The organism is Vibrio hannami (assembly GCF_029589055.1).
Taxonomy (GTDB): domain Bacteria; phylum Pseudomonadota; class Gammaproteobacteria; order Enterobacterales; family Vibrionaceae; genus Vibrio; species Vibrio hannami.
On sequence record NZ_JARQZP010000007.1, the window covers coordinates 1375959 to 1402492 of the forward strand.

The following is a 26534-nucleotide window of genomic DNA, read 5'->3' on the forward strand; positions in this document are numbered from 1 at the left end:
AAAATCAGATTTGTCATGACCTTCAGGTGAGAAAGCACAAAAAAAGCCGGTCACTTCTGACCGGCTTGAACCTTTGTGCTAAATACGATTATTACGCTTCAACAATCATTGGACCGCCAAATGCTGTCACTGGTGGAACTTCGCCAGTGAACTTCTCAAAATCTACAAGACATGTGTTTGCAGATGTTGCCTGAGAAAGCTCAGATGCAGGGATGTCCTGAGTCAGTGTGTTTGGATCGCCGTAAGTATCGATAGCGCCCTCTTTTTCGCTCAGAGGACCGTACCATGCACCTTCTTCGATACGAATTACACCCGGCGCGTAACCTGCATCCAGAACCGCACCTGCCAGTAGCTGACCACGGTCATTGAATACACGAACCAGGTCGCCATCTTTAATGCCCTTCGCTTTCGCGTCAGCAGGGTTCATGTAAACAGGCTCACGACCTTGTACTGCGTATGTTGCACGGAACTCTTCCGAATCACACATCTGAGAGTGCAGACGCTTGTCAGGGTGGCAAGACTGCATCCAGAATGGGTGTTTCTTAGAACCCGGACCGCCGTGTGAACGCTCAGATTTTTCGAACCACATTGGGTGTTCCTGACAGTGCTCGTAACCGTACTTACCAATCTTACGGCTAGAGATTTCAAGGAAGCCTGAAGGCGTACCCAGTGCATCAGTTTCTGGATCTTCACGGAATGCTGCGTGGCGAACCCAAGGTTGGCCTTTACCTGCATCGAAGTAACCTTGTTCCCAGAACTCGTCAAACGATGGCATGTCAAACTTGCCCGCATTCTTCTTCGCACATTCTGCGTAAAGGTGCTTAACCCAGCCCATCTCGTCCATACCACGAGGTACTCTTTATCACGACCGAAGCGCTTAGTCAGGTCAGTCATGATGTCAAAGTCACTGCGTGATTCAAATAGTGGGTCAACCAGCTTGTGCATCGCGATCATGCCGCGCTTCGAGTAAGAACCGTAACCGTCGATATCGTTACGCTCCCACTGAGTACATGCAGGAAGAACGATGTCTGAGAAGCGGCAGCTTGCAGTCCATGTGAAATCGATAGTTACAACAGTCTGAAGGTTCTTAAATGCAGTCTTCATTCTGTTGCGATCCTGGTGGTGGTGCCATGGGTTACAACCAGAGATAACCATCATCTTGTAACCAGGTAGGTTAACCTTGTTACCGTTGTAGTTGATCTCTTTGCCTGGTTCTAGCAGACAGTCTACCCAGCGCGCTACCGGAATAACCTTGCTGTGACCGTTAAAGTCGCTGTTGTCCCACTTAGGCTTAGTACCCTGATCAGGGTTACGAGGGAATGAACCCGGGCTAGCAAAACCAGTTGAAGGAACACCAACAGAGCTGTAGTGGTGAGCGTAAGAAACACCACCGCCTGGCAGACCAACCTGACCAATCATTGCAGCAAGTACCGCACCCATCCAGTATGGTTGTTCACCGTGCTCCTGACGTTGGATACACCAGCCGAATAGAAGCTGAGTACGACCGTTAACCAGCATACGAGCAAATTCACGGATCTTGTCAGCGCTGATACCACAGATTTCCGCAGCCCACTCTGGAGTTTTCACTACTTTATCTTTGGTTTCACCGTTAACGTAAGCGATGAACTCTTCAAAGCCCAGACAGTATGTGTCTACGAAATCTGAATCGTATAGCTCTTCGGTGTAAAGCGTGTGTGCAACCGCAAGCATCATCGCCACGTCAGTTTGTGGGTTGATGTACATGTGATCGTTGTTCAGGAAGCGCTGAGTCTTGTTCTTAACAGGGTCAACAGAAATTACGTTGATTTCACCTTTAGCAACTTTTTCTTTTAGCTGATCAAGGTATTCGTATGATTCGTGAGTTTCCGTAGCCCAACCAACCTGAAGGTTTTTAACCGGGTCGTTTGCCCAAAGAACGATGTTCTTACTGTTACCAAGGATCTCAGACCAAGAGGTACCCTGAGCATATACTTCTGTTGAACCCAGAACGTAAGGCAAAATGTGCTGACCAGCACCTGTAGAGTAGTCGCCCACTTTCTTGATGAAGTTACCGTGCATCGCAACAGCGCGCTGCATGTGGTTACCAGCAGAGTGAACCTGGCCAGTTTGACGCCAGCCAGTCTGACCTGCGTGCAATGCCCAAGGACCGTACTCTTTTTGAACTCGCTCTAGTTCCTGATAGAAAAGATCTAAAGCTTCGTCCCAGCTTACACGTACAAAACGGTTGTTACCGCGCGTGTCTGCTGCGTATTTGTGCTTTTTCTTCCAGTCCAGACGAACCATTGGGTAACGAACACGAGATGGGCTGTATAGAATACCCTTGATACCATTGATCATTTCTGTCGGGTATTTATCCAACTCAAGTGGTTTAATCTCGTTTACTTTTCCATCTACCACGTGAGCGCGGAATGCGCCCCAGTGAGAGCCAGATGTTTTCCAGGTACCTTTACCGTCTGCGGCTTTAGCAGATGCAGAGATAAGCATACTCGGACCAATTACAGATACAGCACTGGTAGCGGCTGCGCCTTTTAAAAAGCGTCTGCGTGTAATTGTCATTGTGATACTCCTTTAAGCTTAATGGCTATTTTCAGCAAAATCTGAAGAGTGTTTCTGTAGGTACTTCAATACCAGCGCTTCTGTATCAGTATCGAAGTTAACAAATGCCAGCATTCCGTCGAACATGCCAGGCCATGTGTTGGTGTCAAAGTGAGCGACTTCAGGCTCTGTATGACAAGTAGAACAGTTGTTTTTATATGCCTGCTCAGATTTCTCCCAAATCGGAGTCACATCATTTAGCAAGCCTTCTTTTTTAATCCAAAGTGTTGCAGTGACTTTTTGCCATGGTAGACCAGTCAGCTCATCAACCTGCTTTTTGCCTTTCTTGATGATTTGCTTGTTCTTAGCTGCCTTTTTAGTCAGTGCAGCAACACCGATGTTCATGCCAAAATCTTCCTGGATTACGCGGGCGAATCCGCGAGCTTTACGCCAACCGTCAATTTCAACCTGAACAGCATCGCCTTCACTTGTGATAATCTTCATCTCAGATGCTGGTTTTACTTCACCGGCTTCTACTGTCATTGCTGCGTCTTCAAACAACTTCAGGTGACGAATCGAAACCACAGTTTTACCGTCAGAAAATTCAGTATCTTTAGTCAGTGCAGCCAGCTCTTCCATCATATTGCCCGCGCCGCTGTAGCCTTCAGGAAGCTTGTGAGCAATACCTTTGTGGCAATCCACACAGCTCTGATCTTTTTCAGCAGCCAGTTTCATTTGAGTTTGAGCATTGGCAGACATCTTAGAGAAGTCCATAGAATCGTAATCGTGACAGTTTTTACACTCTAACGAGCCGTTAGCAGAGAAACGATCCCACTCGTGCTGAGCAAGCTCACCACGCTTAGCTTCAAATGCACCCTCTTCGCCATAGTTGCCGAAAACCATAGCGAATACTTCTTTTGATGCCTGCATTTTGCGCGCGATTTTGTCTGTCCAGTTATGTGGTACGTGACAGTCAGGACAGGTCGCACGAACACCAGATCCATTTGACCAGTGAACCGTTTCCTGCAGCTCTTTGTATACGTTGTCTTCCATTACGTGACAGCTGATGCAGAACTCTTCGGTATTCGTTGCTTCAAGAGCAGTGTTAAAACCGCCCCAGAAAATAATGCCTGCCAGGAACCCCCTAGCGTCAGCACACCAAGACTGATATGCGCGGCTGGGCGATTCATCGTTTTCCAGATATTTACAATTGTGGATTTCATAATTCGGGTATCTCTAAACTGAATTTAAAAAGGAGCAATTAACCGTGAATGCCAGGAGGTCCCATAAACAGAACCTGCATCATCCAAATAAGAAATCCATATCCACCGACAAGTGCCACACTTAACACTGGAAATAGAACAACCGTAATTAACAGAAAAGATTTCCATTCCAGGCTGCGGGTAACCTCTATACTTCCATCGTCGCTATTAACATTTTTCATACAAACTTACTCAAGTAGTGAATGTCCGACCCCAAAATAGGTCTTATTACTAATCAATATTTTTATTAACTACGGAAATTGTAGACCACACTATTTGTAGGGTTCAACGCAAAGAAGCCTTGCTATATCTACTATTTGGGAGTTTTTTGATATCAAACGGAGATGTGATTTATTAAGAATTCATATGAAAAAATGTGTCATTTTATTAATGTTTTGTAATGTTGCCACACGGTTAAATGTGCAGACCAATGATTACAAATTAGATACATTTCGTGAGCAAAAAAAGACAAATTTCAGACGAAGTATTTTCTCTAAAACTTAAAAAACGGACAGTGCTAAGCCTGTGGTTGTTATATATATGTAACGTTGAACTTGTGGTATAAAATAAAACCAAAAATTCTAGCGGAGAGTAAAACGTGCAATCGGCATTGGACATTTCATGGCTTAACTTAGGCGTGTTCTCACTGACGCTTCTCATCCCCTATGGAATCAATAAGTACTACCAGTTAAATCTGACGCGCGAATTTTCCATCAGTCTGTTAAGAATGGCGATACAGTTAGTATTGGTTGGTCTCTATTTAGAGTTTGTTTTTCAACAAAACAGCTTGCTATTAAATATCGCCTGGCTATCGATAATGACCATTGTGGGCGCCAGTGCGATCGTGAGCAGAGCCAAGCTGCCACGTAAATTTATTCTTCCTCCCGTGACAGTTGGTCTATTGGTTGGCCTTTTACCAATACTTATACTGTTATTCACAGTGATCATTAAGCCAGAGCCCGTTTATAGCGCTCAGTATTTAATCCCGCTATCCGGGATGTTACTTGGAAATAGCCTTAGCGGTAATATTGTCGCTCTTCAGAATTTGTTTACTGCATTCGAGCAACGAAAAGGGGAATATGAAGCGGCGTTATCGTTAGGTGCAAGTCCTTCTTATGCAGCTGCACCTTTTGTGAGAGAGGCGATGCAAAAGGCATTAGCCCCGATATTAGCATCAATGGCAACAACCGGAATTGTGACACTTCCTGGAATGATGACAGGTCAGATCCTTAAGGGGGCAAGCCCTATGCTCGCTATCAAATACCAAATCATCATTCTGATAGCAATCTTCGTGATGATGAGTATTTCCTTAACATTATCGCTTCAACTGTCACTAAAAAGAGCGATAACAAAGGAAGGAAGAATTCTAGCCAAATTTTTGGAAAAATAGCTTGAATCTTTCGAGTCGCCGAGCAATAAAGGGCTCTCACTGTTTATCCACAGATATTGTGGATAAACAATAATTTTCTGAGATTAATCTCGCAGATAGATTAGCCAGTAACCCATACCGACAAAAATGCCTCCCCCGATAATGTTGCCTATCGTCACCGGAATCAGGTTATTTAATACGAAGTTGCTCAAGGTTAAGTCAGCAAAGTCCAGAGGGTTTGCGCCAGTCATTTGCCAGAACTCTGGTGATGCGAAAGTCTTGATACCAATAGCCATCGGAACCTGAAACATGTTTGCAATACAGTGCTCAAAACCAGCAGACACAAACATAGCCACCGGCAAAATCATAACCATGATTTTATCATTCAGGCTTCTACCACTGAATGTCATCCATACACCGATACAAACCAGAACATTACACATAATGCCAAGCGCGACAGCCTGAAAAAAACCATGGTGCAACTTATGCTGCGCAATCTTCATGGTGTTTATGCCAACTTCACCATGATCAAACATATATTGCTTAGCAACCAGCATAATCCCAACAAGCGTTAACGCTCCAATCAGGTTACCCAGATAAACGATCATCCAGTTTACTACCAGATTTTTTGAGGTAATTTTCTTGCTTGCATGGGCGACAAGTGTCAACACTGAGCTTGTAAACAGCTCTCCCCCGGTAATAATGACCAGAATGAGACCAAGGCTGAACCCCAGACCACCGACAAGTCTGATCAGTCCCCATGGCAAATCCTCACTACCTGTGGTTACAGTAGTATAAAAAACAAAGGCAATACCGATATGAATCCCCGCTGTAATAGCCAGCAGAAAAGACTTCATTGGATCTTTGGTTGCTTTACCAACACCAACTTCAGCGGCACGCTCTGCCATTTGAGGAGGAAGAAGAGAGTCAAAATGATTCATAATTGCGTCCCAGTTCACAGTTTCAACATATTAAGGTGCGCGCATAATCTACCCTCATAAGCATTTTTCAAGCAAATTTTGTGTGAAAAATGAATTCTTATTCAATGTGAAACATTGTGAGGTTATATACTCAGTATATGACTGAAAAATCACCAAATTGAGTCGATGTAACACTTCTTGGCTCTAACGCTTGTTCTTATAGAATCGTCGCTCTATGGTGAGGGTATGGAAATACAGAGGTAAACCTATGAAATATACTTCAGAATCAATCGCAGAGCTTAACCTACTGCTTCAGTTCGACATCAGTAGCGCTGCTACAGGAATTAAGGTGCATCAAGACGCTTCAGAAGATATGCAGGCTGCTGTTAAACGTCTGTACGATAAAGGGCTGTGTACCCTACCCGATGGTGGCTATCTTACCGACGAAGGTATAGAGGTAGCTGAGCACGCTGATAAGATACTACGCGTCCTATCCGCTTAAAATAATTCAATATGACCAAAATTGCCGTTATTGGCGCTGGTTGGCTTGGCGAACCACTGGCAAGAGCACTGAACGCTAAAAATCACAGTTGTGTTGTAACCAGACGAACTCAGGAAGGCCTTAATTCTATAGAAGGCCTTTCTGGTTTTGTTGCCAACCTTTCAGATACCGACGCTGAAAACAATCTGACTGCTCATTTGACCAAACATAATATCCACACAGTGATTGATCCTTTCCTCCAGGCTTTCGCAAAGGAAATGGAGCGGAGTATGCGCAATGGTGGCAAAGGCTTGTCAAAGCATCACTTGCGGCAAGCGTAAAAAAAATCGTCATGATTAGCTCCACAACCGTTTACCCTTCCGGTAAAGGTGTAATGACAGAGGAACTATCAAACTTTATAAATGCAAAGAAAGACCCTCAGTTTTCTGACAAAGCCAGATTAATGCTCCAGGCAGAACAAAGTGTTATTGATTCAGGGCTTTCTTTTGCGATTGTCAGGTTGTCTGGGCTATTCGGTCCAAATCGAAACCCAGCTCGTTTTATTTCCAAATTAAAGGCAATAAGCCGCTCTGCTCCGGCTAATATGCTTCATCTGGATGATGCTATAGCTGCCACTGTGTTTGCAGTTGAAGCCATCGAAAACGAAACAGTCAATGCAACAACACCAGAAACCGTTTCTAAAGCAGATTTCTATACGAGAGCTGCAGAGCTTGCAGGGCTATCTTCTGAATTACCAGAAATAATGGATGTTAGCGACAAGCGGATATCTTCAGAAAAACTCACGAAACTGGGTTACCAATTCAAATATCAGCACGTATATGATGCGTTAGAGGCGCAGTAACAACTGAGCTTACCGGACGAAAATCTCTCCTCAGAGATGAGGAGAGATTTATCTAGGTTACTTGGGGATAGATTAAACAAGTGATTCTATTCCATATTGAGCGCCATACTGCTCAACCACAAAGTCGATATCTTTATCTCCACGACCAGACAGGTTGATCAGTACAGAACCCTTAACGCCTTGTTTAGCCAGTTTGAATGCATAAGCAACGGCATGAGAAGATTCGATAGCAGGAATAATCCCCTCCAGACGTGAAAGCTCAAAGAATGCATCAATCGCCTCTTTGTCATCTACCGTTCCGTAGCTGACTCTGCCAATATCTTTCAGATAACTGTGTTGAGGCCCTACCGATGGGTAATCAAGGCCACTAGCCACAGAATAGACTTCCTGAGGTTCACCTTCGCTGTCCTTCAACATATAGGACTTAAAGCCGTGCATAACACCTGGTTCGCCCAGTGTCAGTGTCGCAGCGTGTTCACCCTCTTCTTCTAGTGTCCGCCCTGCAGGCTCACAGCCGTGAATTGCGACATTTTCATCGTCAAGGAACGCAGTAAACAGACCAAGTGCGTTTGAACCACCACCCACACAAGCAACAAGGTTGTCTGGCAGTTTTCCTGTCATCTCCTTAAACTGGATTTTAGCTTCATTACCCACTATAGACTGGAAATCCCTTACCATCATAGGGAAAGGATGTGGACCCACAACTGAGCCAATAGCATAAAGTTGAGTGATAGGATCTTTCAAATAGGCTTCAAACGCCGCATCCACTGCTTCTTTCAGAGTCTTTCGTCCATGAGTAGCCGGAATAACATTTGCTCCAAGGATACGCATTCTAACTACGTTCGGATGCTCTTTTGCGATGTCCACTTCACCCATATAGATATCGCACTCAAGGCCGACGAGGGCTGCAGCTGTAGCAAGTGCGACACCATGTTGCCCTGCGCCAGTTTCAGCGATCAGCTTCTTCTTGCCCATTTTCTTAGCTAAAAGCGCCTCGCCCAGGCAATGGTTTATCTTGTGAGCTCCGGTATGGTTCAGATCTTCACGCTTAAGGTAAATATCAACACCATACTTCTCAGAAAGGTTTTGTGCATGAAAAATAGGGCTAGGTCTGCCAACAAAGTGTTTATATAGACGTGCGAGCTCTTGCTGAAACTCGGAGTCCTGACGACAAACCTGATACTCTTTGTTGATCTCCTGCATAATGGCTTCAAGTTGTGGTGGAATAAAACTTCCACCATATTCGCCAAAATAGCCGTCTTCGTTAGGTAAAGTGTGCTCAAAACTGTTTTTCATCTTGTTATCCATTAGCAACTGAATTTAAAACAGACTACAACGGGATATAAGATTGGGACAGTAGCTATGCTGGGAAAATAATCAAACCGTGAACCTGATCTAGTTCACTAGTACGCTAGGTCGATTAACTGGTTACCGTGTTTTTGCCTTCTTCCTTTGAAGTGTACAGCGCTTTGTCTGCACGGATAAAAACATCTTGCGTATCATCTGACTCAGTCACTTCCGCAATGCCAAAACTGACCGTGCATCTGTCTACCACTGGGAACTCATGCGACAAGATCAGTTCCTGTAATTTTATCGCCTGCTGAGTTGCTGAGTTTTTATCGGTATTCGGACATAGAATAACGAACTCTTCGCCTCCCCACCGGGCTATCATATCGCTTTCACGTATGTTGGTTTTCAGCAGATCTACTAGTGATATCAGAACTTCATCACCAACAGAGTGACCGTGAATATCGTTCACCAATTTGAAGTCATCGATATCGATTAAAATAAGAGAAAAAACCTGTTTATAACGTTTGTAGCGAGTAAGTTCACACTCAAAGCAGGTCTCAAACTTCTGTCGGTTAGAGATTTTTGTCAAGGCATCGATTTCTGACAGGGTACGTAATTCTTGAGTTTTCGCGTCGACCTGCTTACGGAGCATTAAGATATAGAAAACGGTAAAACTAAAAAGCAGAAAGGCGACTGAGAACAAGAATCCGGGTAAAATCCAGCGCGGAAGTGCTTTATCTGACTGTATCCACTTGCTTAAGATGCGGTTGAACTCTTCCTCGGGCATTTCCGTCAGTGCTTTATTCGCTAGTTTCAGCAATTCTCTATTACCCTCTGGCACACCCGCCCGAAGCCGTTCCATATATAGTGTTTCAACAGCTCTGAACTCCGTGGGGTAACCGTGTTTATGCAGGAAGTACATCCCTGTAGGATAATCCATCGCAAATACTTTTATTTCTCTTTGTATTGCGGCTTCAATTATCTCTTTCGAATTGGGATAGCTTTTTATTAGCACTTCGGGATAATTTGCTTCAATAAATCCTTCGGCAAAACCACCTTTGGTCACTCCAACTTGATGCTCACCCATTTCATAAAGTTTTTCGACGTCTAAGTCAGAAGCAACAAACAACCTCGTTGCGATAGGAATGTCGATCGGTACTGAAAAGTCCATGTATTCATCTCGCTCAGAAGACCGAAAAAGCCCGGCATGCAAATCTGCGTCTCCTGAACGTATTTTATCAAGCGTGTCTGCCCAGTCAGTGTTTACAAACTGAATATCGATCTCTTGCTGTCTTGCGACTTCCATCCATAAGTCATAGAGAATCCCTTTTGATTCCCCGTTGTCTCCGACAAAAGAAAACGGCGGCCATGATTTAGAATTTACCACAACGATTTTCTCATTCTCTTCTGAAGATTGAGCTAATGGTGTTGTTCCAGTTAGTAGTAAAACTGTTAGTAGAAATAAACGTATAACGAGCATCACAACTGCTAAATAATAAAACACTTACTTTGAGTATAAGATTAATAAGCCTATAAAGAGGAATAATTGGCAAAAAAATACCGCTGATTGTCAGCGGCATTTGATTCGATAGAAGTGTTTTCTTATTAAGCAGTCGCTAAGTCTCGCTTGCCACCTTTTGACGCGTTAACCAAAAGGATACCAACAACCAGAACGATTGAACCACATAGCAAGAACAACATACGGCCACTCATTTCATTCGGTATCAGAGCCATTGCCAGGATACCAAAACCAGCAGTACTAATTAACTTACCTAGCATTGAACGCTGCTTTGTATCCAGGTTCTGCTGCTCTTCGCTGTCAGAAACCACAGGTGTGTTCCAGTTCTTAAACAGCTCTTCAACTTCGGCTTCACGTTCTGGTGTTAAGCCTTTGTAGAACAGTGTTGTTAGTACGAAGTAGCCACCAGTAAATACAACGTGTGCGGCTAGGCTCAAACCAACTTTAAGGTCTGCCCACTCACGTGCAGTAAACGCCTGGTCTGAACCAAGACCCAGAATGCTCTCTACAGTATGAGCCTGAAGAGCAATACCAAATATGTAAGATACAAGACCACCTACCAGCAATGTTGACCAACCTGCCCAGTCTGGGGTCTTACGAATCCACATACCAAGTAGCACAGGAATAAGCATTGGGAAACCGATTAATGCACCAACATTCAGTACAATGTCGAATAGGCTCAGGTGGCGCAATGAGTTAATAAACAGGCCGATGGCGATGATAATAAAGCCCATCATAATGGTCGTAATCTTACTGACGACAACCAGTTCCTTCTCCGATGCGTTTGGACGCATGATTGGAGAATAGAAATTACACACGAAGATACCTGCGTTACGGTTCAAGCCTGAGTCCATGGAGGACATGGTCGCGGCGAACATCGCAGACATCAACAAACCAACCATACCAGCAGGCATTACATTCTGAACGAATGCCAAATACGCAGCGTCACCGCCTACAGAACCATAGTTTTCCGCGAAATCAGGCATAAATGCAGCAACATACCATGACGGAAGGAACCAGATTAGTGGACCAATAACCATTAGGATACAAGCCAGACCTGCAGCTTTACGCGCATTTTCGCTGTCTTTAGCACATAGGTAACGGTACGCGTTGATGCTGTTGTTCATCACACCAAACTGCTTAACGAAGATAAACACAATCCACAGAACAAAGATGCTGACGTAGTTCAGGTTATTACCCATGAAGAAGTCACCATTGAAGTTGGTCACAATGTTCGTCAGACCACCACCATGGAAATACGCTGCAACCGCACAAGTGATCGTTACGGCCATGATCACCAGCATCTGCATAAAGTCAGAAGCGACAACCGCCCAGGAGCCACCGGTTACTGCCATAAGCATCAGAACCAGGCCAGTTACTACAATCGTCGCTTCCATAGGAATGTTAAATACTGCCGCAACAAAAATAGCCAGGCCATTTAGCCAGATACCTGCGGAAATCAAGCTATCAGGCATACCACCCCAGGTAAAAAACTGCTCAGACGTTTTACCAAAACGTTGTCTGATAGCCTCAATTGCAGTAACAACACGTAGCTGTCGAAACTTTGGAGCAAAATAGAGGTAGTTCATAAAATAGCCAAACGCGTTGGCCAGGAATAAAATTACAACGACAAAGCCATCATTGAATGCGCGTCCTGCGGCACCTGTGAACGTCCATGCTGAAAATTGTGTCATGAAAGCAGTTGCACCTACCATCCACCACAACATTTTGCCTCCTCCTCTAAAGTAGTCACTAGTGGATGTTGTGAACTTACGGAACATCCAGCCAATAGCAACCAAAAAGAAGAAGTAGGCGAGAACTACAAGAGTATCGATAGTCATTTTTTCAGCCTTTTTAAAATTAGCAATTTACCTTCGACTATAATAACCCAAACAAAAGTATTTTTGTAATACAAATAACGCATATGTGACCGCCTAATCTTAGTTGAAAAAACTGACAATCACCTGACAATAAAGGCACAACATCTTAATAATTCGACCATGCCTTACTTGGCTCTCAAAGTATTTAAACTGAATTCCAAATCATATGTAATACAAAAGGGCGCATGGAGCGCCCTTTGATTTAAGTTTAGCTTTGAATGTTAATGTTAATTCGTCGCCACTTCTGAGTCTTGCTGTAATGCCAACCCATCCGAATTTAGATCTGGTTCAACTCCCTCTGGCTTGTTGCCAAATCCTCTTAAACCAACCACATGCACATGCTCATGATCTTTGAAGACTTTACGTACCAGTTTATACGTCGTCCCTTTTTCAGGGCTGATATTCTCAGGTGCAGCGATCAGTAACTGCATATCCAGCCTGTCACATAGTTCGAACAGAGTTGATATTGACTTAGCATCCAGTCGTGCCGCCTCATCAAGGAATAATAAGCGACATGGGACAATATCTTTGCTTCTGAGTCTACGAGACTCTTCTTCCCAGCTTTGTACTACCATAAGAAGAATAGACTGACCAGTACCAATCGCCTCACCCGTTGAAAGCGCACCAGATTCTGCCTGTAGCCAGCCATCTGAACCACGATTAACTTCAATACTCAGTTCAAGATAATTTCGGTAATCAAGAAGCTCCTCACCAAGGACTTGTGGAGAGCGCTGACCAACATCAATATGCGGGTTCACGCGCTGGAACAGTTTTGCCATCGCCTCAGAGAAGGTGAATCTCGCGTTCTCGAACAGATCTTTGTGTTGTTCCTGTTGCTGAGACAGACCATTCAAAAGCACTTCGTGGCTCTCACGCACATTAACGTTTAATCGAACCCCTTTCACCTGACCAAAGTGAATATTGGATAAGCCCTGATTCAGCATTCGAATTCGGTTTTGCTCGCGCAGGATCGTTTTCTTAATAATGCTGGCAACAGAGTCGGAACTAATAGCCAGTCGATTCTCACGCTGGGTCAGCTCTTCTGTAAGACGAGCAAGCTCTACTTCCATCTCTTCAATTGCTTCAACAGGGTCATCGGTTCGAATTATATCCTGACGAATACGTTCGCGAAGATGCTGGTAAACAGAGATATAGAACAACACCTTGCGTTCAGGGTGAGCATTATCTTCAGAGGCACGTAGTGCATCACGAAGCAACTCATTGTCTGCTACGGCAAGACGAAGCGCACCCAAAGATTTATCTGACATTGAGCGAAGCTCATCTGCACTCAGGTAAGCCAGCTCACGCTTATGCAATCGGCGCTCAACATCATTGTCCTTCGCCAAGCGGAGCACTTCGCACCACCCAGCTTTGGCAAGAACAACGAAGGTTCGCAACTCGCGGTACCCTTTCTCTGCTTTTTTAGCCTTCTTAACCAGAGCTTTCATCTCCAGCTCTGTCGAAGTAATTGTCTTCTCGTACTCAGTCTTGCGGGAACGAGAAACCTGAAGACGTTCGTAAAGCTCATCCTTGCGGTTTACTGCGCGCTCCTGCGCTCCTTCGTCTGCATGTACACCGAACTCCTGAAGCTCCATACGGAACTCCTGAACCGTTTCAGACTTGGCTTGATGCGAACTCTTAAGGGAAGCAAGCACCTGATTATACTGACTAAGCTGTTCACGTTGCTGCTTTAGAGCGTCTCTGGAACGAGTTCGCACCTGTTCTGCATTAACGAGCTTAGATTTTAGCTGCTCACTTAGCTCGCTACTCTTATTCAGGAGATCGACTGAATCAGAGTATGCAAAGTAGTTTCTGCGCTCATAGACGTCTTCCAACGCGAACAATCTCGACTTCAGATCTTTCAGAGCAACGTCTGCAAATTGATATTCATCTTTAAGTTCATCAAATTGCTTAGGATCCGCTTCAAGGGCAGTCACCAGACCCTCAAGTTCTTTTGTTGCTTTACCGTGTCGCGATACAAAGGCTTTGCCTTCCGATAACTGTTCCAATTTTATTGTCAGCTCGTCAAAGCGCTCTGTTTGAGTATCATCCTCGATGAGTCTGATTTGCGAAGCCAGTTTATCCAGTAGAGTGATCGCCTGACGGCTGACTGAAATCTGTGACTTTTGCTGCTGCTCTTTGTCGTTCAGTTCTCTTAACTGACCAAGTAGCCTGGTGCGAGTGTCACGCAGACGCGCAAGTTCGTTTTCCGGACTAGGCTCAAACGCGACCTGGATATGATTAGCAACAAAATCGTTAAAGTTCTTGAAGATACGTTGTAGCTTCTGGGAATCAAACGCTGCTTTTGCATGCTTCTCAACAACCTCTTCACGCTCTTCTCTTAGCAATTCCAGACGCTGTTCTCGAGCTGCTCTGCCAAATAGCGGGATTTCAGGGAAACGGGAGTAACGGATTTGTCGCTCATTGAACTGAACACAAACCGCACCTTCCAACTCTTCTGCATCAAACGAGCTGTCGTCAAATGCGTCTACATCACCTTCAATAATGTAGAGATCTTCCGGACAATCATCCAGGCTAACTAATTTCTCTTTAATGCCTGTCAGGTCGGAAACCACTATCGCGTGGCGTGCCGGACCATACATTGCACTAAAATACGGTGCATCATCAATGGTGATGTCGTCGTAAATCTCCGATAAAAGCACTCCACCAATGGTGTCTGCCAGCCCTTTAAGGCGCGGATCGTTTGCACCACCCGGTGATGCTAATCGCTCTATCTCGCTGTCCAGAACCGTTCTGCGTTCAGCCAGCTTATCTTTGTCAATCGACTGCTGCTTTTCCTGCTCCAGAACCAATTGCATTTGAGTCATAACCGACTGGCTATTCGCAAGCTCTGCACCACTCTGCTCTCTTAAGTACTCAAGAGCGTCGTTAGCAACAATCCAACCCGGAGCAATCGCCTCAAGATGGGTGATCTCGCTTTGGAGTTGTTGTTCCTGTTGCTTGCACTCTAAACGAAGATCACGACCCGATTCCTGATCAGCTTCAATCAGCTCGATATTAGCCAGGTGTCGCTCACGCTCCTCTTCAAGAGTTAGCTCATCAACGATATTCACGTTATTCTGTTTCTGGAACTGTTGCGCCAACTCTTTAGCCTGACGTTGACGATGGATATCTCGTTCCAGATCCCGATGCTGTGCTCGCCATTGAGCTTCGTTCGCTAGCAGGTTATCCGCTTGACGAACTTTCTCGATAACTTCTCGTGCATGCTGTACAGCTTCGGTACGCTCGCAGTCACCAACAATACTTTTTACTAGTGCCAGACCTTTTTCAAATTGCTCACTGGCAGCAGAGGAGATATCCAGCTTGTGCTTAAGTGCCAGCAGCTGCTCAGTTTTATTGCGCTCTTCTGTTTTAAGTGAATTCAATGTCGCATGAATAGTATCAAGGCTTAGCGAATCATCACTGGTTAGCTGACGAGCTTTTTCAAGCGCCTGGACTGCCTGTTGATATTGCAATGCCCTAGTCTGCTGAACATCTAGAGCTTGCTGATAATCAGCAAGTTGTGATTTAAGGCTGTCTACTTCCTCTTCGCTGACCAGGGCACGCTCTTCAGCTTCAGCAACGCGTTCGCGCGCTTCTTCAACCACCATCACCTGCTCTTCAAGCCTTTCACTCAGCTCTTCCAGATCTTCCTGATAGCGTTCAATCTTCTCCTGCTGACGTAGCGCATTTTGCACTAGTTGCAGGTGGTCAGAAGCTGCCTGATAGTCTTGTTCAAGGTTAGATTCCTGATCTACCAACTGCTCAAGCTCTTCGCGAATTCGATTAACCAAAGCGTTGCTTTCGATTAAAGATGAGCGAGAGTTAAGCAGTTCATTACGAACAGACAGCGCCTTATCAAGCTTGTTTCTGCGATCATTGGCATGACGCATATAGTCTGCCGCAACATAATTGGTTGATTCGGTGATCAGATGTTTGAAAAGGTCACGATCGGCCTGTGTCGTTTTTATCGCTTCCAGAGTCATACGGTTTTCGCGCAGTGCTGACTCCATATCCTGGAATGCTTTTTTCACCCCACCATTCTGAGGAAGCAGGTAATCACGAAGCGAACGAGTGATCGCACTGGAGATACCACCATAAAGTGAAGCTTCAATCAGGCGATAGAATTTTGAGCGGTCACCACTGTTACGAAGTTTCTTCGGCAGCACGCCAAACTCAAACATCTGCGAATGGTAATCCACCACCGAGTTAAAGGCCTTATACTGCACGCCCTCAATTTCACTGACCGTTTCTTTAACTTCACCAAGCGAACGTACCCGAGCTTTGCCATCGTCCATCGCTTCTATAAGGATATCTGTAGGCTTTAGGTGGCTTGGTAGGCCCTGAATAACAAATGGCTTTATATCTACCTTTTTGTCCCGACCCGCTACCTGTTGTAGCTTAACGCCAAACAACAATCTCTGCTTACGTGAGTTCACCACATCGAGTGCTGCGTAGCAGACACCCGGCTGCAACTTACCATACAGGCCTTTATCGCGAGAGGCCTGGGAGCTGCCAGCTTCAGTGGTGTTGCGGAAATGCAGTAAGCTCTGATCGGGAATAAGCGCGGTGATAAATGCCGCCATTGTGGTTGACTTACCTGCGCCATTACCACCCGAAAGTGTTGTCACCAAACCATCGATATCGAACGTACGTGCAAAGAAACCGTTCCAGTTAATCATGGTCAGTGATTGATATTTACCTCTTTCAATCATGCTTGGTCTTCCCCGGTTTCTTCGCTGAACAATTCACTCTGTGCCGGAAATATCTCTTCCTGCTTCTGTTTAATAACCGCTTCACCATCTCTGATCAGGCGAAGCTGAGCTTCACGCATGTCGTCGCCCACGCGTACATCTGCGCCAAAGCGGAACACGGCTTCACTGATTTTGAATTTGCCTTCTTCACCAATGGAAATAACCATACCGATACGCTTAAGGCGGCGCAGTGAAGTTCTAACTTTCTCGAACAACTTCTCTTTATCCAGATCAGAACCAGTCGCACGGTTAGTAACCAGGCGCATCAGCTTTTTCTCATCAGCCAGCGACAATAGTTCTTCGTACAACTCCTGATTGGTAAATATACCTTCGTGAGCAATACGCTCCGGACTCAGGTAAAGGAAACAAAGCACCTTACCCACCAGCATATCCAGTTCAGACAGTACGCTTCTGCCAATCAACGCTGTGGAGCGAGGTCTTAGATAAAAGAAGCCTTCGGGCGCTTTTACCAGCTCCGTGTTATAACGCTGATAAAACAGCGCCAGTTCGGTTTCAAAATCGCTTAAGAACGCGTGGTTATCCAAATCCTCACTTGAGATATGACGTCCTGCACGCAGCATACTATCCAGTGCAGGGAAAAGAGGATTTGCGATTGCTTTTGCCAACTCTGCTGGCAAGAATTCATCAATATTTGTCAATGACATTTGCTTGTACCTTTGCACCAAAATCGTTGATTGCCTGCCAGTCAGGCTGTATTGCCTGATAATCCGACTCTGAATAACCAAGGCGTACCGCCTGGTCAATAACAATTCTGGTTAAATCGAAATGATGCGCTTCAGGGTGCTGAGCAAGATAATCCTTCAGAATCAACCCTAAATCGATTGGTGCGCCGTTAGTTTTATGTACGGTCAACATTGCAGCTATACGCTCGGTCAACTCATCGTTAACCTGCTGGAACTCTTCGTATTCCACTTCAGCTGGTGCATGACCGGTTACTTCATCATCACGAAGCACCAAAGCTTCATCACGCATGTCCGTTAAACGTTCTGCATCGGCATAGGTGAGGCACCATGGTTCGTCGAAGTAATCTTTTACCGATTGCCTTAATCTTTGACTGAAAGCGCGGTTTTTGTCCATATCAATCGCAGTACGGATAAATTTATGAACGTGTCGGTCATAACCAATCCAGAGATCAATGGATTGCTGTCCCCAGCTAATCAGCCTGTCCAGTTTCGTCTGCAGGCTAAACAGTATTTCTCCGATAAAATCGAGCTCATCGATACCATAAATGGTCTCCTGAATGTCGATTATCTGAGCCTGAATTTCGTCTCCGGCAGCCTGCAGCGTATCTTGTAGCTCTCGCAAAGTATCTGATGTTGCAGTTAGTAGGCTTTCACAGTTATTAATTGCGTCACGCCAGTCTTTGTTAAGCAGGTCGGCAATTTGCTGTTTCACTTCCTGTTGCTGCTCATCCATGACTCTCTGATTGAGATCAATCTGGTCAAAAATTTCAGCGACAGAGAACTTAAGCACCGCGTATACATTTTTACGCCAATGACTCTGGTCTCCGCTCTCTCTGGCCGCCTGTGTCGCTTTAGACATTTCCCCAGCTACCATCGAAAGCTGAATCGATAGCTTTAGCTTGGAAAACTCTCTATGGCGAACGTAATAATCTGAGATGCCTACCGCGAGTGGAGACATTCGGTAGATGCTTGCACCTTCATTCAGCTCACTGGTAAAGCGGCTGAGCAGGCGCTGATTAACCAGTTCGTTAATAGCATTGTTCGCCCGAAAAGCACTTGCTTCTCCGGTAGTGTTAAACTGTCGGGTGATGATCTTGAACGCATCGTGCAGTTCTCCCTCACCCAATTCCTCATCAAATCTCTCGTTACTAAGTACGGCAATCGCGATAAGAAACGCGAGCCTTTCACTAGAGAGATTGAGCGAGAATTCATGCTGTTGAACCCAATCAACCATTTCATCAATGGTTTTATCGGCGACAGCCTGAGTCATATCACTCATTTTTATTCCTGTTATATCTTTTTGCCGTGACTACACGGTCTTTCGAGCCCATACATGTATGTAACGCCCGAGGGACAAGTACGGTTCCTGTCGGCAGAGCCTTTTTCCAGCTCCAACACATCTTCAGGTTCGTAGTCACCCATGTATTGCATATTGCCAATATAGTCATGAAATGAACGAATGCCCGACTTTCCACAAATTTCAAAACCCGCCTCTTCAATCCAGCGATAAACCTCTTCTGGCTTTAAGCCCTTTTGAGGCTGAAGCTTAAACCTTTTTCGGTGCGGCATTCCATCCAGAACATGGGGTATATTCCCGCAAATCACATTTTTAAGAACCAGTCCGTGATGGTTATAAAACATAACCGAGGCAATACCGCCTGTTTTAACCTGATTCAAAACGACATCTAAAGCTGACTTTGGATCAGCCAACCACTCCATGACAGCATGGAACAACACCATGTCAGTTTTACCATTTAGGTGTTTTTCTATGGCCTGCACCGGAGAATGGATAAAATCGAATGAAGAGGTGAGACCGTGCTTTTCGATGTCTTCTCTGGCTAATTGCAACATCTCAGAGGAAATATCACATAAAGATACGTGATGACCACTCTCAGCAATTCTCTGAGACATTTGCGCCAAACCACCTCCGGCATCCAAGATATGAAGTTTGTTTTCATCAGCGTTAAGAGACTTAAGTGCCTCTGTCAGGTCTTCCCACACAATGGTCTGACGTATAGCTCCTTTGTCTGAGCCATAGATATTTTTTGCGAATTTGTGTGCGATGTCGTCGAAATTACGATCTTCAGTCACGGCTTTCTAGGTTATCATGTTCTATCGTGCCGCATATTCTGTCATAGGAATATCAGGAATAAAGCGTTATGCTGTATTTTTACAGTTAAGTGATGATTTTTCGGACTATTTAATAATGTTTGAGCTGAAAAAAGTACTATCGTCTCTGGCAATGCCCTTACCCGCGCTATTAATTATCGGATTTATAGGCCTTGCACTAATCATGTTCTCCACCCGTCATCGGTTTGGAGTCTTGTTTGTATTTATCTCGTTAACCGGTATTTTCCTCGTCTCTTTCCAACCCGTTTCAACCAAGCTATTAATGCCCATGGAAAGGGAGCATATCGGTTTTCTGCCACAGGAGAAAGCTGTCGACTATGTGATGGTGCTGGGTAGTGGTCATGTAGTGGATCATGAAATTCCACCGACATCTGAACTGAGCAGAACCGCACTTATGCGTTTAATTGAAGGGATTCGTATCCAGCGTATGTACCCCGGAGCTAAGCTTATTTTATCCGGTTATGCAGCTGGTGCAGAAATGAGCCACGCTAAAATGTTAGCAAGAGTCGCGTTAGCTCTCGGCGTTACCAAAACGGATATCGTATTACTGGAAACCGCCAAGGATACCTGGGAAGAAGCCCGACAAGCGGCTGCGTTTGTAAAACAAAATAGCCTGGTTCTTGTTACCTCGGCCAGCCATATGACCCGAGCGTTAGCCGAGTTCCATGCAGCAGGCATGAACCCAATTCCGGCTCCAACCAACTATCTGGCGCAAACAGAGATCCATCAGGCCTGGACAAAATACACGCCAAGTGCAAGGTACCTTGAACAAAGTGAAAGGTATTGGCATGAGAAACTGGGAATAATCTGGGCTGACTTGAGGGATAACTTAATATCTACCGAAGATCTGGAAACTCAGGTTTTTGGAGATAAAAACTAAACACTAAATAATTAAGGTCGGCACTAGCCGACCTTAATTAATTTGGACACTTTTCTTACTCAGGAAACCAATTAATCCCCGGCAAACATATAACCTTCACCATGAACGGTGACAAATATCTGAGGATTTTTGGGGTCATACTCCATTTTTGCCCGCATACGTCGAATCAGTACATCAATTGTTCTGTCGTTTGGCGCATCAACACGATGACTTATCATATTAATTATTCGTTCTCGGCTTAGAACAATATTTGGATAAGAAGATAGAGCCACCAGCAGTTCATACTCAGCTTTGGTTAATTTAACCGGAACACCATCGCGACTTAAAGCCCTTCTCTGAATATCAAATGTCCAGTCACCAAAATAGATTATGTTACCTTTCTCTTCTTCTGCCTGGTTATTTGCTGAGTTATTCCTAACGAGAGAAATACGCCATAGTAAGTTTTTCACTCGGACAAGAAGCTCCCGAAGCTCAAACGGCTTAGTCACGTAGTCGTCAGCCCCCATTTCCAGGCCAACAATCTTATCTATGCTGTCGGTTCTGCCTGTTACCAGGATAATACCGATATCTGACTGACCACGAAGTTCCCGTGTTAGCATCAAGCCATCTTCCCCCGGTAGATTAATATCCAACATCACCAGATCGATGTTCTCTTCAGATAAGATCTCTTTCATCTGTTCGCCACTTTCTGCTTCGCTCACCATATAACCTTCACTTTGAAAGTAACCGACTAGCTTACTTCTGGTAACGACATCATCTTCAACAACTAATACGTGACTGTTCATGTTCACCACTTCTTATTTATCGGCAACAGCGATCAATAATCTTATCAATATTTCGGCCGTATTTTATTCATAACTCTTCACAATTCTAGCTAAATATAGGTAATTTGCCTAAAACATCCGTGTTTATTGACACAACGCAAATCTCTGACATTGCATTAATTTTTAAAAATATTCTGTCATATTTTTTCATTTCAATAGTTAGTTTTATTAATATTTATTGTTTACACTTATAACAAACAAATTGCCTTAGGAATCCAACAATGGAAGAAACAAAAGCATTCAATGAAAAGCGTGCAGAAATATACTGGTGGCTTTCGAGTCTATTCGCTAAAGAATTAACAGAACAGGAGCTAGAAGCTTATCAAACCCCGGATATCCGATCGTTTCTTACTGGCTTGAGCGAAAATGCAGAGCTGAAAGGCTCAGTAGACAAGGTTGTTGATGCTCTGAATAGACTGCAGACCCGTGAAGACGCTCAGTTAGAGCTGGCAGCCGATTTCTGTGAACTATTCCTGACGTCAGATAAAAATGCCGCACTGCCTTATGCTTCTATGTACATTGGTGAATCTGGTTTACTTAACGATAAACCCGCTCAGGAAATGGCTGCGCTGATGGAGGAAAAAGGCATCGCGATAAAAGAAGGCCTTAATGAGCCGGCTGACCATATCGCTTTGGAACTCGATTTTCTTGGCAATATGATTATTCGCTCCAACGAGCTAGAGAAGCTAGAACATATCAACGATGCACTATTAGACCAGAAAGCCTTTATCGAAAAGTACCTATTGAGTTGGTTCCCACAGTTTAAAGAAAAATGCGTTCAACACGATGAGTTTGGCTTTTACGCAGGTGTTGCATCTCTGCTAGTCGATTTCTGCCAATTAGACTGTGCCTATTTAGGCGGCGAATAACATATTCACTTACCTGCCAAGCAATAAATGTGACAACGCCCCTATCAATTGCGTTGTCACCGCTTGCATTTGCGTCTAAAATCAGTCCGCAATCGATAAAATATAACTATTTCTGCAAACCGCTTTTATAAGCGGTTTTTTGTGTTTTTACGCAAACAGAGAAACTGCTGATAAACTTGTAGACAGATACAGGCGTTTAGATGCAGTACAGATAGGACAAAAAATATATGGCCACTATTAAAGATGTCGCACGTTTAGCGGGTGTGTCTACTACTACCGTTTCTCACGTTATTAACAAAACTCGTTTCGTTGCAGAAGCTACTCAGGAAAAAGTGATGGAAGCGGTAAAGGAGCTGAACTACGCACCTAGTGCGGTAGCACGAAGCCTGAAATGCAATACAACTAAGACAGTAGGCATGTTGGTGACACAATCAACCAACCCATTCCTTGCCGAAGTCATAGATGGTTTTGAAAGCTACTGTTACAGACAGGGTTACACGCTAATTTTATGTAATACAGGCGGCATTTATGAGAAACAGCGCGACTACGTGCGATTTCTTGCTGAAAAACGCGTGGACGGCATTTTTGTTCTTTGTTCAGATCTCACTTCCGAGCTACAGGAAATGCTTGAAGGCCACGCTGATATACCAAAAGTGATAATGGATTGGGGCGACAGCAGCGTAAACCAGTCAGATAAAATCATAGATAACTCCGAAGAAGGCGGATATCTGGCAACCAAGTATCTGTTGGAGCATGGCCATAAAAATATTTTCTGCCTGTCTGGTCACCTTGATAAAACCCTGTGTATCGAACGTATTGAAGGTCATAAAAGGGCGTTGAAAGAATTCGATATCGAGTTCAATCCTAACAACATTATCGAAGGTAACTTTGAGTGTGATATGGCGGTAGAAGCCGCAGATAAAATCCTGGCCCTAGACGAAAAACCAACTGCGGTATTCTGCTTTAATGACATCATGGCATTAGGCCTAATGAGCCGACTTCAGGAAAAAGGGATGCGTATCCCAGAGGATATTTCTGTAATTGGTTACGACAATATCGATCTTGCGGGATATTTCTCTCCACCTCTGACAACAGTGCACCAGCCTAAGCGACGTGTTGGAAAAAATGCCTTCGAGATTTTACTCGCACGCATTAAAAACAAAGAACATGACCGTCGCGTTTTTGAGATGCACCCTGAAATCATCTCCCGAAAGAGCGTAAAAAAGCTAAACTAGTCCCAAAGACTATAATTATTGCTTCTTCACTCCTGTTTTTCAGGGGAGATGCGCTCAATCACTTGTATATCATACGGTATATGGTTTGTGACAACGATCACGCTAGTTGATTTAATACGTGATCTTTGTCCAAACATTGCCTATATTTATGACGTCATGACCAGGGCAAACCATTCGAAAGGATGGGACGCAAAGCCACCGGCCTTAACCGACAGGAAAGGTAGCGGGGTTGCCGAAAACAAATTAGCAACGTAAGGCCTATACTTTACGATTTTCTGACAACAGATCACACAGATTTGCTAATTTCTCGGTATCAAATTGGTTGAAGCAATTTTTTAACCCGAGACAAACGCAATGGATAAACCAATACTTAAAGACTCACTGAAGCTATTCGAAACATTTGGCCAGGTCAAATCGCGTTCGATGTTCGGTGGTTTCGGAATCTTCGTTGACGAAGCGATGTTTGCTCTCGTCGTAAACGATGCTCTTCATATTCGTTCTAGCGACTCAACAATCGAAGAGTTTAAATCTGCAGGTTATGAACCATATGTTTATAAAAAACGTGGTTTTCCTGTTGTAACCAAATACTACGCTTTACCTGAAAATATTTGGGAAAACACAGATAACATCCTTAAGCTTGCTGAAAATGCACTCAACCTTGCCAAACAAGAGAAGGCCTCTCAGGCAGAGGAAAAACCGACCCGCCTGAAAGACTTGCCGAATCTAAGACTAGGCACAGAGCGAATGCTAAAGAAAGCAGGTATCGCCTCTGTAGCAGAGTTAAAACAAGCAGGTTCTGTGGGTGCCTATAAGGCGATAAAACAGACTAACTCAGGCGTTAGCCTGGAGCTACTCTGGGCTCTGGAAGGCGCTTTAAACGGAACACATTGGTCTGTTATCTCTAAAGAGCGAAGGGATGAACTGATCAAGCGACTGGACTAATCTACTCGATCTAATAACCGTATTATTATCCCAAAGCCGCTGATTTTATTCAGCGGCTTTTTGCTATCTGAACACTTCTATTAAAAAACCTGTGTTTATTGAAATTAAATTCGTTATTCCCCTGTCATATATAATCGAGACCTCAAAATGCATCTTGAGTATACTTAAGCTACATCACTAACAGGTTTTAACTATGAATAAAAAGCTGATTATCGGAATTCTGCTTGTTGCGACAATCGTATTACTTGCAACTCAATTCGGACAGTATCTGACTCTTGAGAACGCCAAAGCTCAACAAGCAGCGTTAACCAGCACGATTAACGACAACAAGCTAGTATCTGCGCTCATCTACTTCTTTGCTTACGTGCTGGTTACGGCATTCTCTATACCCGGTGCAGCGGTTGTTACCTTGCTTGGTGCTGCCCTTTTTGGCTTTTCACTGAGCCTGTTGTTAGTATCATTCGCCAGCACCATTGGTGCAACTTTGGCCTTCCTGAGTAGCCGTTACCTGCTAAGGGACTGGGTGCAAAGTAAGTTTGGCTCTAAGCTGAACGCTATTAACCAGGGCGTACAAAAAGACGGAGCATTTTATCTTTTCTCGCTTAGACTGATTCCTGTATTCCCGTTTTTCCTGATTAATCTGTTAATGGGACTAACGCCAATTTCAACGGTAAGATTTTATCTGGTCAGCCAGTTAGGTATGCTGCCAGGAACCATGGTATATCTGAATGCCGGTACACAGTTGGCCACGATAGACAGCTTGTCCGGAATTGTGTCTCCTAATGTATTACTGTCATTTGCTTTACTCGGTTTATTCCCTATTGTTGCAAAGTGGATTATGGGAAAAGTCAAACCCGTAAAAGAACCTCAAAATAGTTAACACACCATGAAAATATACAGTGCTAAGAACCCTACCGAAGCTCATATCGTATGTGAGCTTCTCAACAGCGAAGATATCTTCTCTGAGGTTCGCGGAGACGGCATTTTCGGACTAAAGGGCGAGTTACCCCTAACTGATGACACAGACCCTTACGTATGGCTCTGTGACACATCGAAAATGGATGAAGCTCTGAGCCTTATTGAATCTTTTAGGCAACAATCATCAGATTCACTATCAAACTGGGATTGTGTTAAGTGTGGGAAGAAAACGAAGGACAATTCGGAGCTTGCTGGCAATGTGGTCAGGAAGCCCCGGAAACCGTGTCTGATTAACGCCTTCTAGCCCTAAACTAGACTTACGTTTTTGATGAATTCAATCGATTTCTGATTGAATTCATCAGGCCGTTCTACATTGCAAACGTGTCCGCAGTCAGGGATCTCGAAAAGGTAACTCTGGTGGTGAGCTTTAATCATCTCTTTAACCGGCTGAATAAACATATAATCTTTCTCGCCCATCAAATACAGAGTCGGGATAGGCAACTCCCTGTCTTTGAAGTATCTCATTAAAGGATTTACTTCCGCAGCAAGAATAAACCAGCGCTTGAACTCTTTCTGACAAAGCTTCCGGGCTTCCCTTACAAAAAGGTGCCGCGACTCTTTCTGATTTCTCTGAGGCATGACAATGTATGCAAAAAGGCGATATAGCCACATATAAGGAACAACATGCTTACTGAAGTTCCCGAGCTGAACCAGAACCTGTGAGCGTGTATTAAGGCGTGTTACCGCGCCTCCCAGCACCATTGAACTCACTCTGCTCGTAGCCAGCTCAGCGATATTTCTAACAATAATGGTTCCCAGAGACATGCCGACAAAGTGAGCCGAACTGATCTTCAGGTGGTCAAGCACCTTAAGCACATCCAGTGTCACCTCTTTAAAGGTATATCGACTGGAAATAATATCCTTAATGAATTCTGAAGAACGCCCATGACCACGCAGGTCAACCAAAAGCAGATTAAAGTGTTGCCTATAAGCCTTGATTTGCTTAAACCAGATGGAAGAACTTCCTCCGGCACCATGCACAAAAACTACCCACTCATTACTGGTAGGGTGCAGATAGGTTTTGTGAAAAAGCAAAGATTCCGACATTTTTCCCGTTGTTCAATGATTACGTTTTTTAAAATGAGTATGAGCTTATCACA

Annotated in this window: 18 protein-coding genes, 4 pseudogenes and 1 riboswitch; of the genes and pseudogenes, 9 read left to right on the forward strand and 13 right to left on the reverse strand. The window is 44.4% G+C overall.

All coding sequences use genetic code 11. The annotated features are described in order from the left end of the window. Nucleotides 1-91 precede the first annotated feature (91 nt). From torA to torE, 3 genes and pseudogenes are all read right to left on the reverse strand, one after another. Nucleotides 92-2556: pseudogene (torA, locus tag P7F88_RS20725) on the reverse strand (trimethylamine-N-oxide reductase TorA). Between the two features lie 18 nt (nucleotides 2557-2574). After that, a pseudogene (gene torC / locus P7F88_RS20730) lies at nucleotides 2575-3758 on the reverse strand (pentaheme c-type cytochrome TorC). A 38-nt stretch (nucleotides 3759-3796) separates the two neighbouring features. Continuing rightward, entirely contained in the window at nucleotides 3797-3979 is a 183-nt protein-coding gene (torE, locus tag P7F88_RS20735) for a trimethylamine N-oxide reductase system protein TorE (RefSeq protein ID WP_277827865.1), read from the reverse strand. A 416-nt stretch (nucleotides 3980-4395) separates the two neighbouring features. Here torE and P7F88_RS20740 point away from each other — a divergent pair, with 416 nt between their 5' ends. Then, a complete protein-coding gene (locus tag P7F88_RS20740) occupies nucleotides 4396-5187 on the forward strand; it encodes an ABC transporter permease (protein WP_277827866.1) in 792 nt (263 codons plus the stop codon). 83 nt (nucleotides 5188-5270) lie between these two features. On the opposite strand, the gene focA is transcribed toward P7F88_RS20740, so the two are convergent. Beyond that, the gene (gene focA / locus P7F88_RS20745) at nucleotides 5271-6107 is read right to left on the reverse strand and encodes a formate transporter FocA (protein ID WP_277827868.1); all 837 of its coding nucleotides are present in this window, start codon (nucleotides 6105-6107) and stop codon (nucleotides 5271-5273) included. Nucleotides 6108-6354: 247 nt separating this feature from the next. Between focA and P7F88_RS20750 the strand changes: the two genes are divergently transcribed. Both P7F88_RS20750 and P7F88_RS20755 read left to right on the forward strand, forming a co-directional pair. Next, nucleotides 6355-6588, forward strand: a complete 234-nt coding sequence (locus P7F88_RS20750) for a TIGR02647 family protein (protein WP_277827870.1) — start codon at nucleotides 6355-6357, stop codon at nucleotides 6586-6588. Nucleotides 6589-6599: 11 nt separating this feature from the next. Beyond that, a pseudogene (locus P7F88_RS20755) lies at nucleotides 6600-7429 on the forward strand (NAD-dependent epimerase/dehydratase family protein). 72 nt (nucleotides 7430-7501) lie between these two features. Here the strand turns inward: P7F88_RS20755 and trpB are convergent. From trpB to cmoM, 7 genes and pseudogenes are all read right to left on the reverse strand, one after another. After that, nucleotides 7502-8725: a tryptophan synthase subunit beta gene (gene trpB / locus P7F88_RS20760; RefSeq protein WP_277827872.1), complete on the reverse strand. Its 1224-nt coding sequence runs from the start codon at nucleotides 8723-8725 to the stop codon at nucleotides 7502-7504. Between the two features lie 124 nt (nucleotides 8726-8849). Beyond that, nucleotides 8850-10199 carry a transporter substrate-binding domain-containing diguanylate cyclase gene (locus P7F88_RS20765; RefSeq protein WP_277827874.1) on the reverse strand — a complete coding sequence of 450 codons (1350 nt, stop codon included), beginning with the start codon at nucleotides 10197-10199 and terminating at the stop codon, nucleotides 8850-8852. Nucleotides 10200-10324: 125 nt separating this feature from the next. Further along, the gene (locus P7F88_RS20770) at nucleotides 10325-12079 is read right to left on the reverse strand and encodes a sodium:solute symporter family protein (RefSeq protein ID WP_277827876.1); all 1755 of its coding nucleotides are present in this window, start codon (nucleotides 12077-12079) and stop codon (nucleotides 10325-10327) included. Between the two features lie 266 nt (nucleotides 12080-12345). After that, nucleotides 12346-16833 carry a chromosome partition protein MukB gene (mukB, locus tag P7F88_RS20775; protein ID WP_277827878.1) on the reverse strand — a complete coding sequence of 1496 codons (4488 nt, stop codon included), beginning with the start codon at nucleotides 16831-16833 and terminating at the stop codon, nucleotides 12346-12348. Next, the gene (mukE, locus tag P7F88_RS20780; protein WP_277827880.1) at nucleotides 16830-17537 is read right to left on the reverse strand and encodes a chromosome partition protein MukE; all 708 of its coding nucleotides are present in this window, start codon (nucleotides 17535-17537) and stop codon (nucleotides 16830-16832) included. Before mukE ends, mukB begins: the two co-directional genes overlap by 4 nt. Next, nucleotides 17518-18855 carry a chromosome partition protein MukF gene (mukF, locus tag P7F88_RS20785; protein WP_277827882.1) on the reverse strand — a complete coding sequence of 446 codons (1338 nt, stop codon included), beginning with the start codon at nucleotides 18853-18855 and terminating at the stop codon, nucleotides 17518-17520. The genes mukE and mukF overlap by 20 nt, the downstream gene beginning before the upstream one ends. A 30-nt stretch (nucleotides 18856-18885) precedes the next feature. Further along, nucleotides 18886-19667 (reverse strand): annotated as a pseudogene (gene cmoM, locus P7F88_RS20790) (tRNA uridine 5-oxyacetic acid(34) methyltransferase CmoM). 16 nt (nucleotides 19668-19683) lie between these two features. Here cmoM and elyC point away from each other — a divergent pair. Then, nucleotides 19684-20586, forward strand: a complete 903-nt coding sequence (gene elyC, locus P7F88_RS20795; protein WP_277827884.1) for an envelope biogenesis factor ElyC — start codon at nucleotides 19684-19686, stop codon at nucleotides 20584-20586. Nucleotides 20587-20657: 71 nt separating this feature from the next. On the opposite strand, the gene torR is transcribed toward elyC, so the two are convergent. After that, nucleotides 20658-21371 carry a two-component system response regulator TorR gene (torR, locus tag P7F88_RS20800; protein ID WP_277827886.1) on the reverse strand — a complete coding sequence of 238 codons (714 nt, stop codon included), beginning with the start codon at nucleotides 21369-21371 and terminating at the stop codon, nucleotides 20658-20660. Between the two features lie 260 nt (nucleotides 21372-21631). Here torR and torD point away from each other — a divergent pair, with 260 nt between their 5' ends. From torD to P7F88_RS20825, 5 genes are all read left to right on the forward strand, one after another. Further along, nucleotides 21632-22279: a molecular chaperone TorD gene (torD, locus tag P7F88_RS20805; RefSeq protein ID WP_277827888.1), complete on the forward strand. Its 648-nt coding sequence runs from the start codon at nucleotides 21632-21634 to the stop codon at nucleotides 22277-22279. A gap of 227 nt (nucleotides 22280-22506) precedes the next feature. Further along, nucleotides 22507-23514 (forward strand): HTH-type transcriptional repressor PurR, encoded by a 1008-nt coding sequence (purR, locus tag P7F88_RS20810; protein WP_277827890.1) that lies wholly within the window; start codon nucleotides 22507-22509, stop codon nucleotides 23512-23514. Nucleotides 23515-23668: 154 nt separating this feature from the next. Next, nucleotides 23669-23751, forward strand: a riboswitch (cyclic di-GMP riboswitch). 117 nt (nucleotides 23752-23868) lie between these two features. After that, nucleotides 23869-24456: a TfoX/Sxy family DNA transformation protein gene (locus tag P7F88_RS20815; protein WP_277827892.1), complete on the forward strand. Its 588-nt coding sequence runs from the start codon at nucleotides 23869-23871 to the stop codon at nucleotides 24454-24456. 193 nt (nucleotides 24457-24649) lie between these two features. Continuing rightward, the gene (locus P7F88_RS20820) at nucleotides 24650-25336 is read left to right on the forward strand and encodes a TVP38/TMEM64 family protein (protein ID WP_277827894.1); all 687 of its coding nucleotides are present in this window, start codon (nucleotides 24650-24652) and stop codon (nucleotides 25334-25336) included. Between the two features lie 6 nt (nucleotides 25337-25342). Continuing rightward, complete coding sequence (locus P7F88_RS20825) at nucleotides 25343-25678, forward strand: putative signal transducing protein (protein WP_422128336.1); 336 nt, start codon at nucleotides 25343-25345, stop codon at nucleotides 25676-25678. A 2-nt stretch (nucleotides 25679-25680) separates the two neighbouring features. On the opposite strand, the gene P7F88_RS20830 is transcribed toward P7F88_RS20825, so the two are convergent. Beyond that, the gene (locus P7F88_RS20830; protein WP_277827896.1) at nucleotides 25681-26481 is read right to left on the reverse strand and encodes an alpha/beta fold hydrolase; all 801 of its coding nucleotides are present in this window, start codon (nucleotides 26479-26481) and stop codon (nucleotides 25681-25683) included. Between the last annotated feature and the right edge of the window lie 53 nt (nucleotides 26482-26534).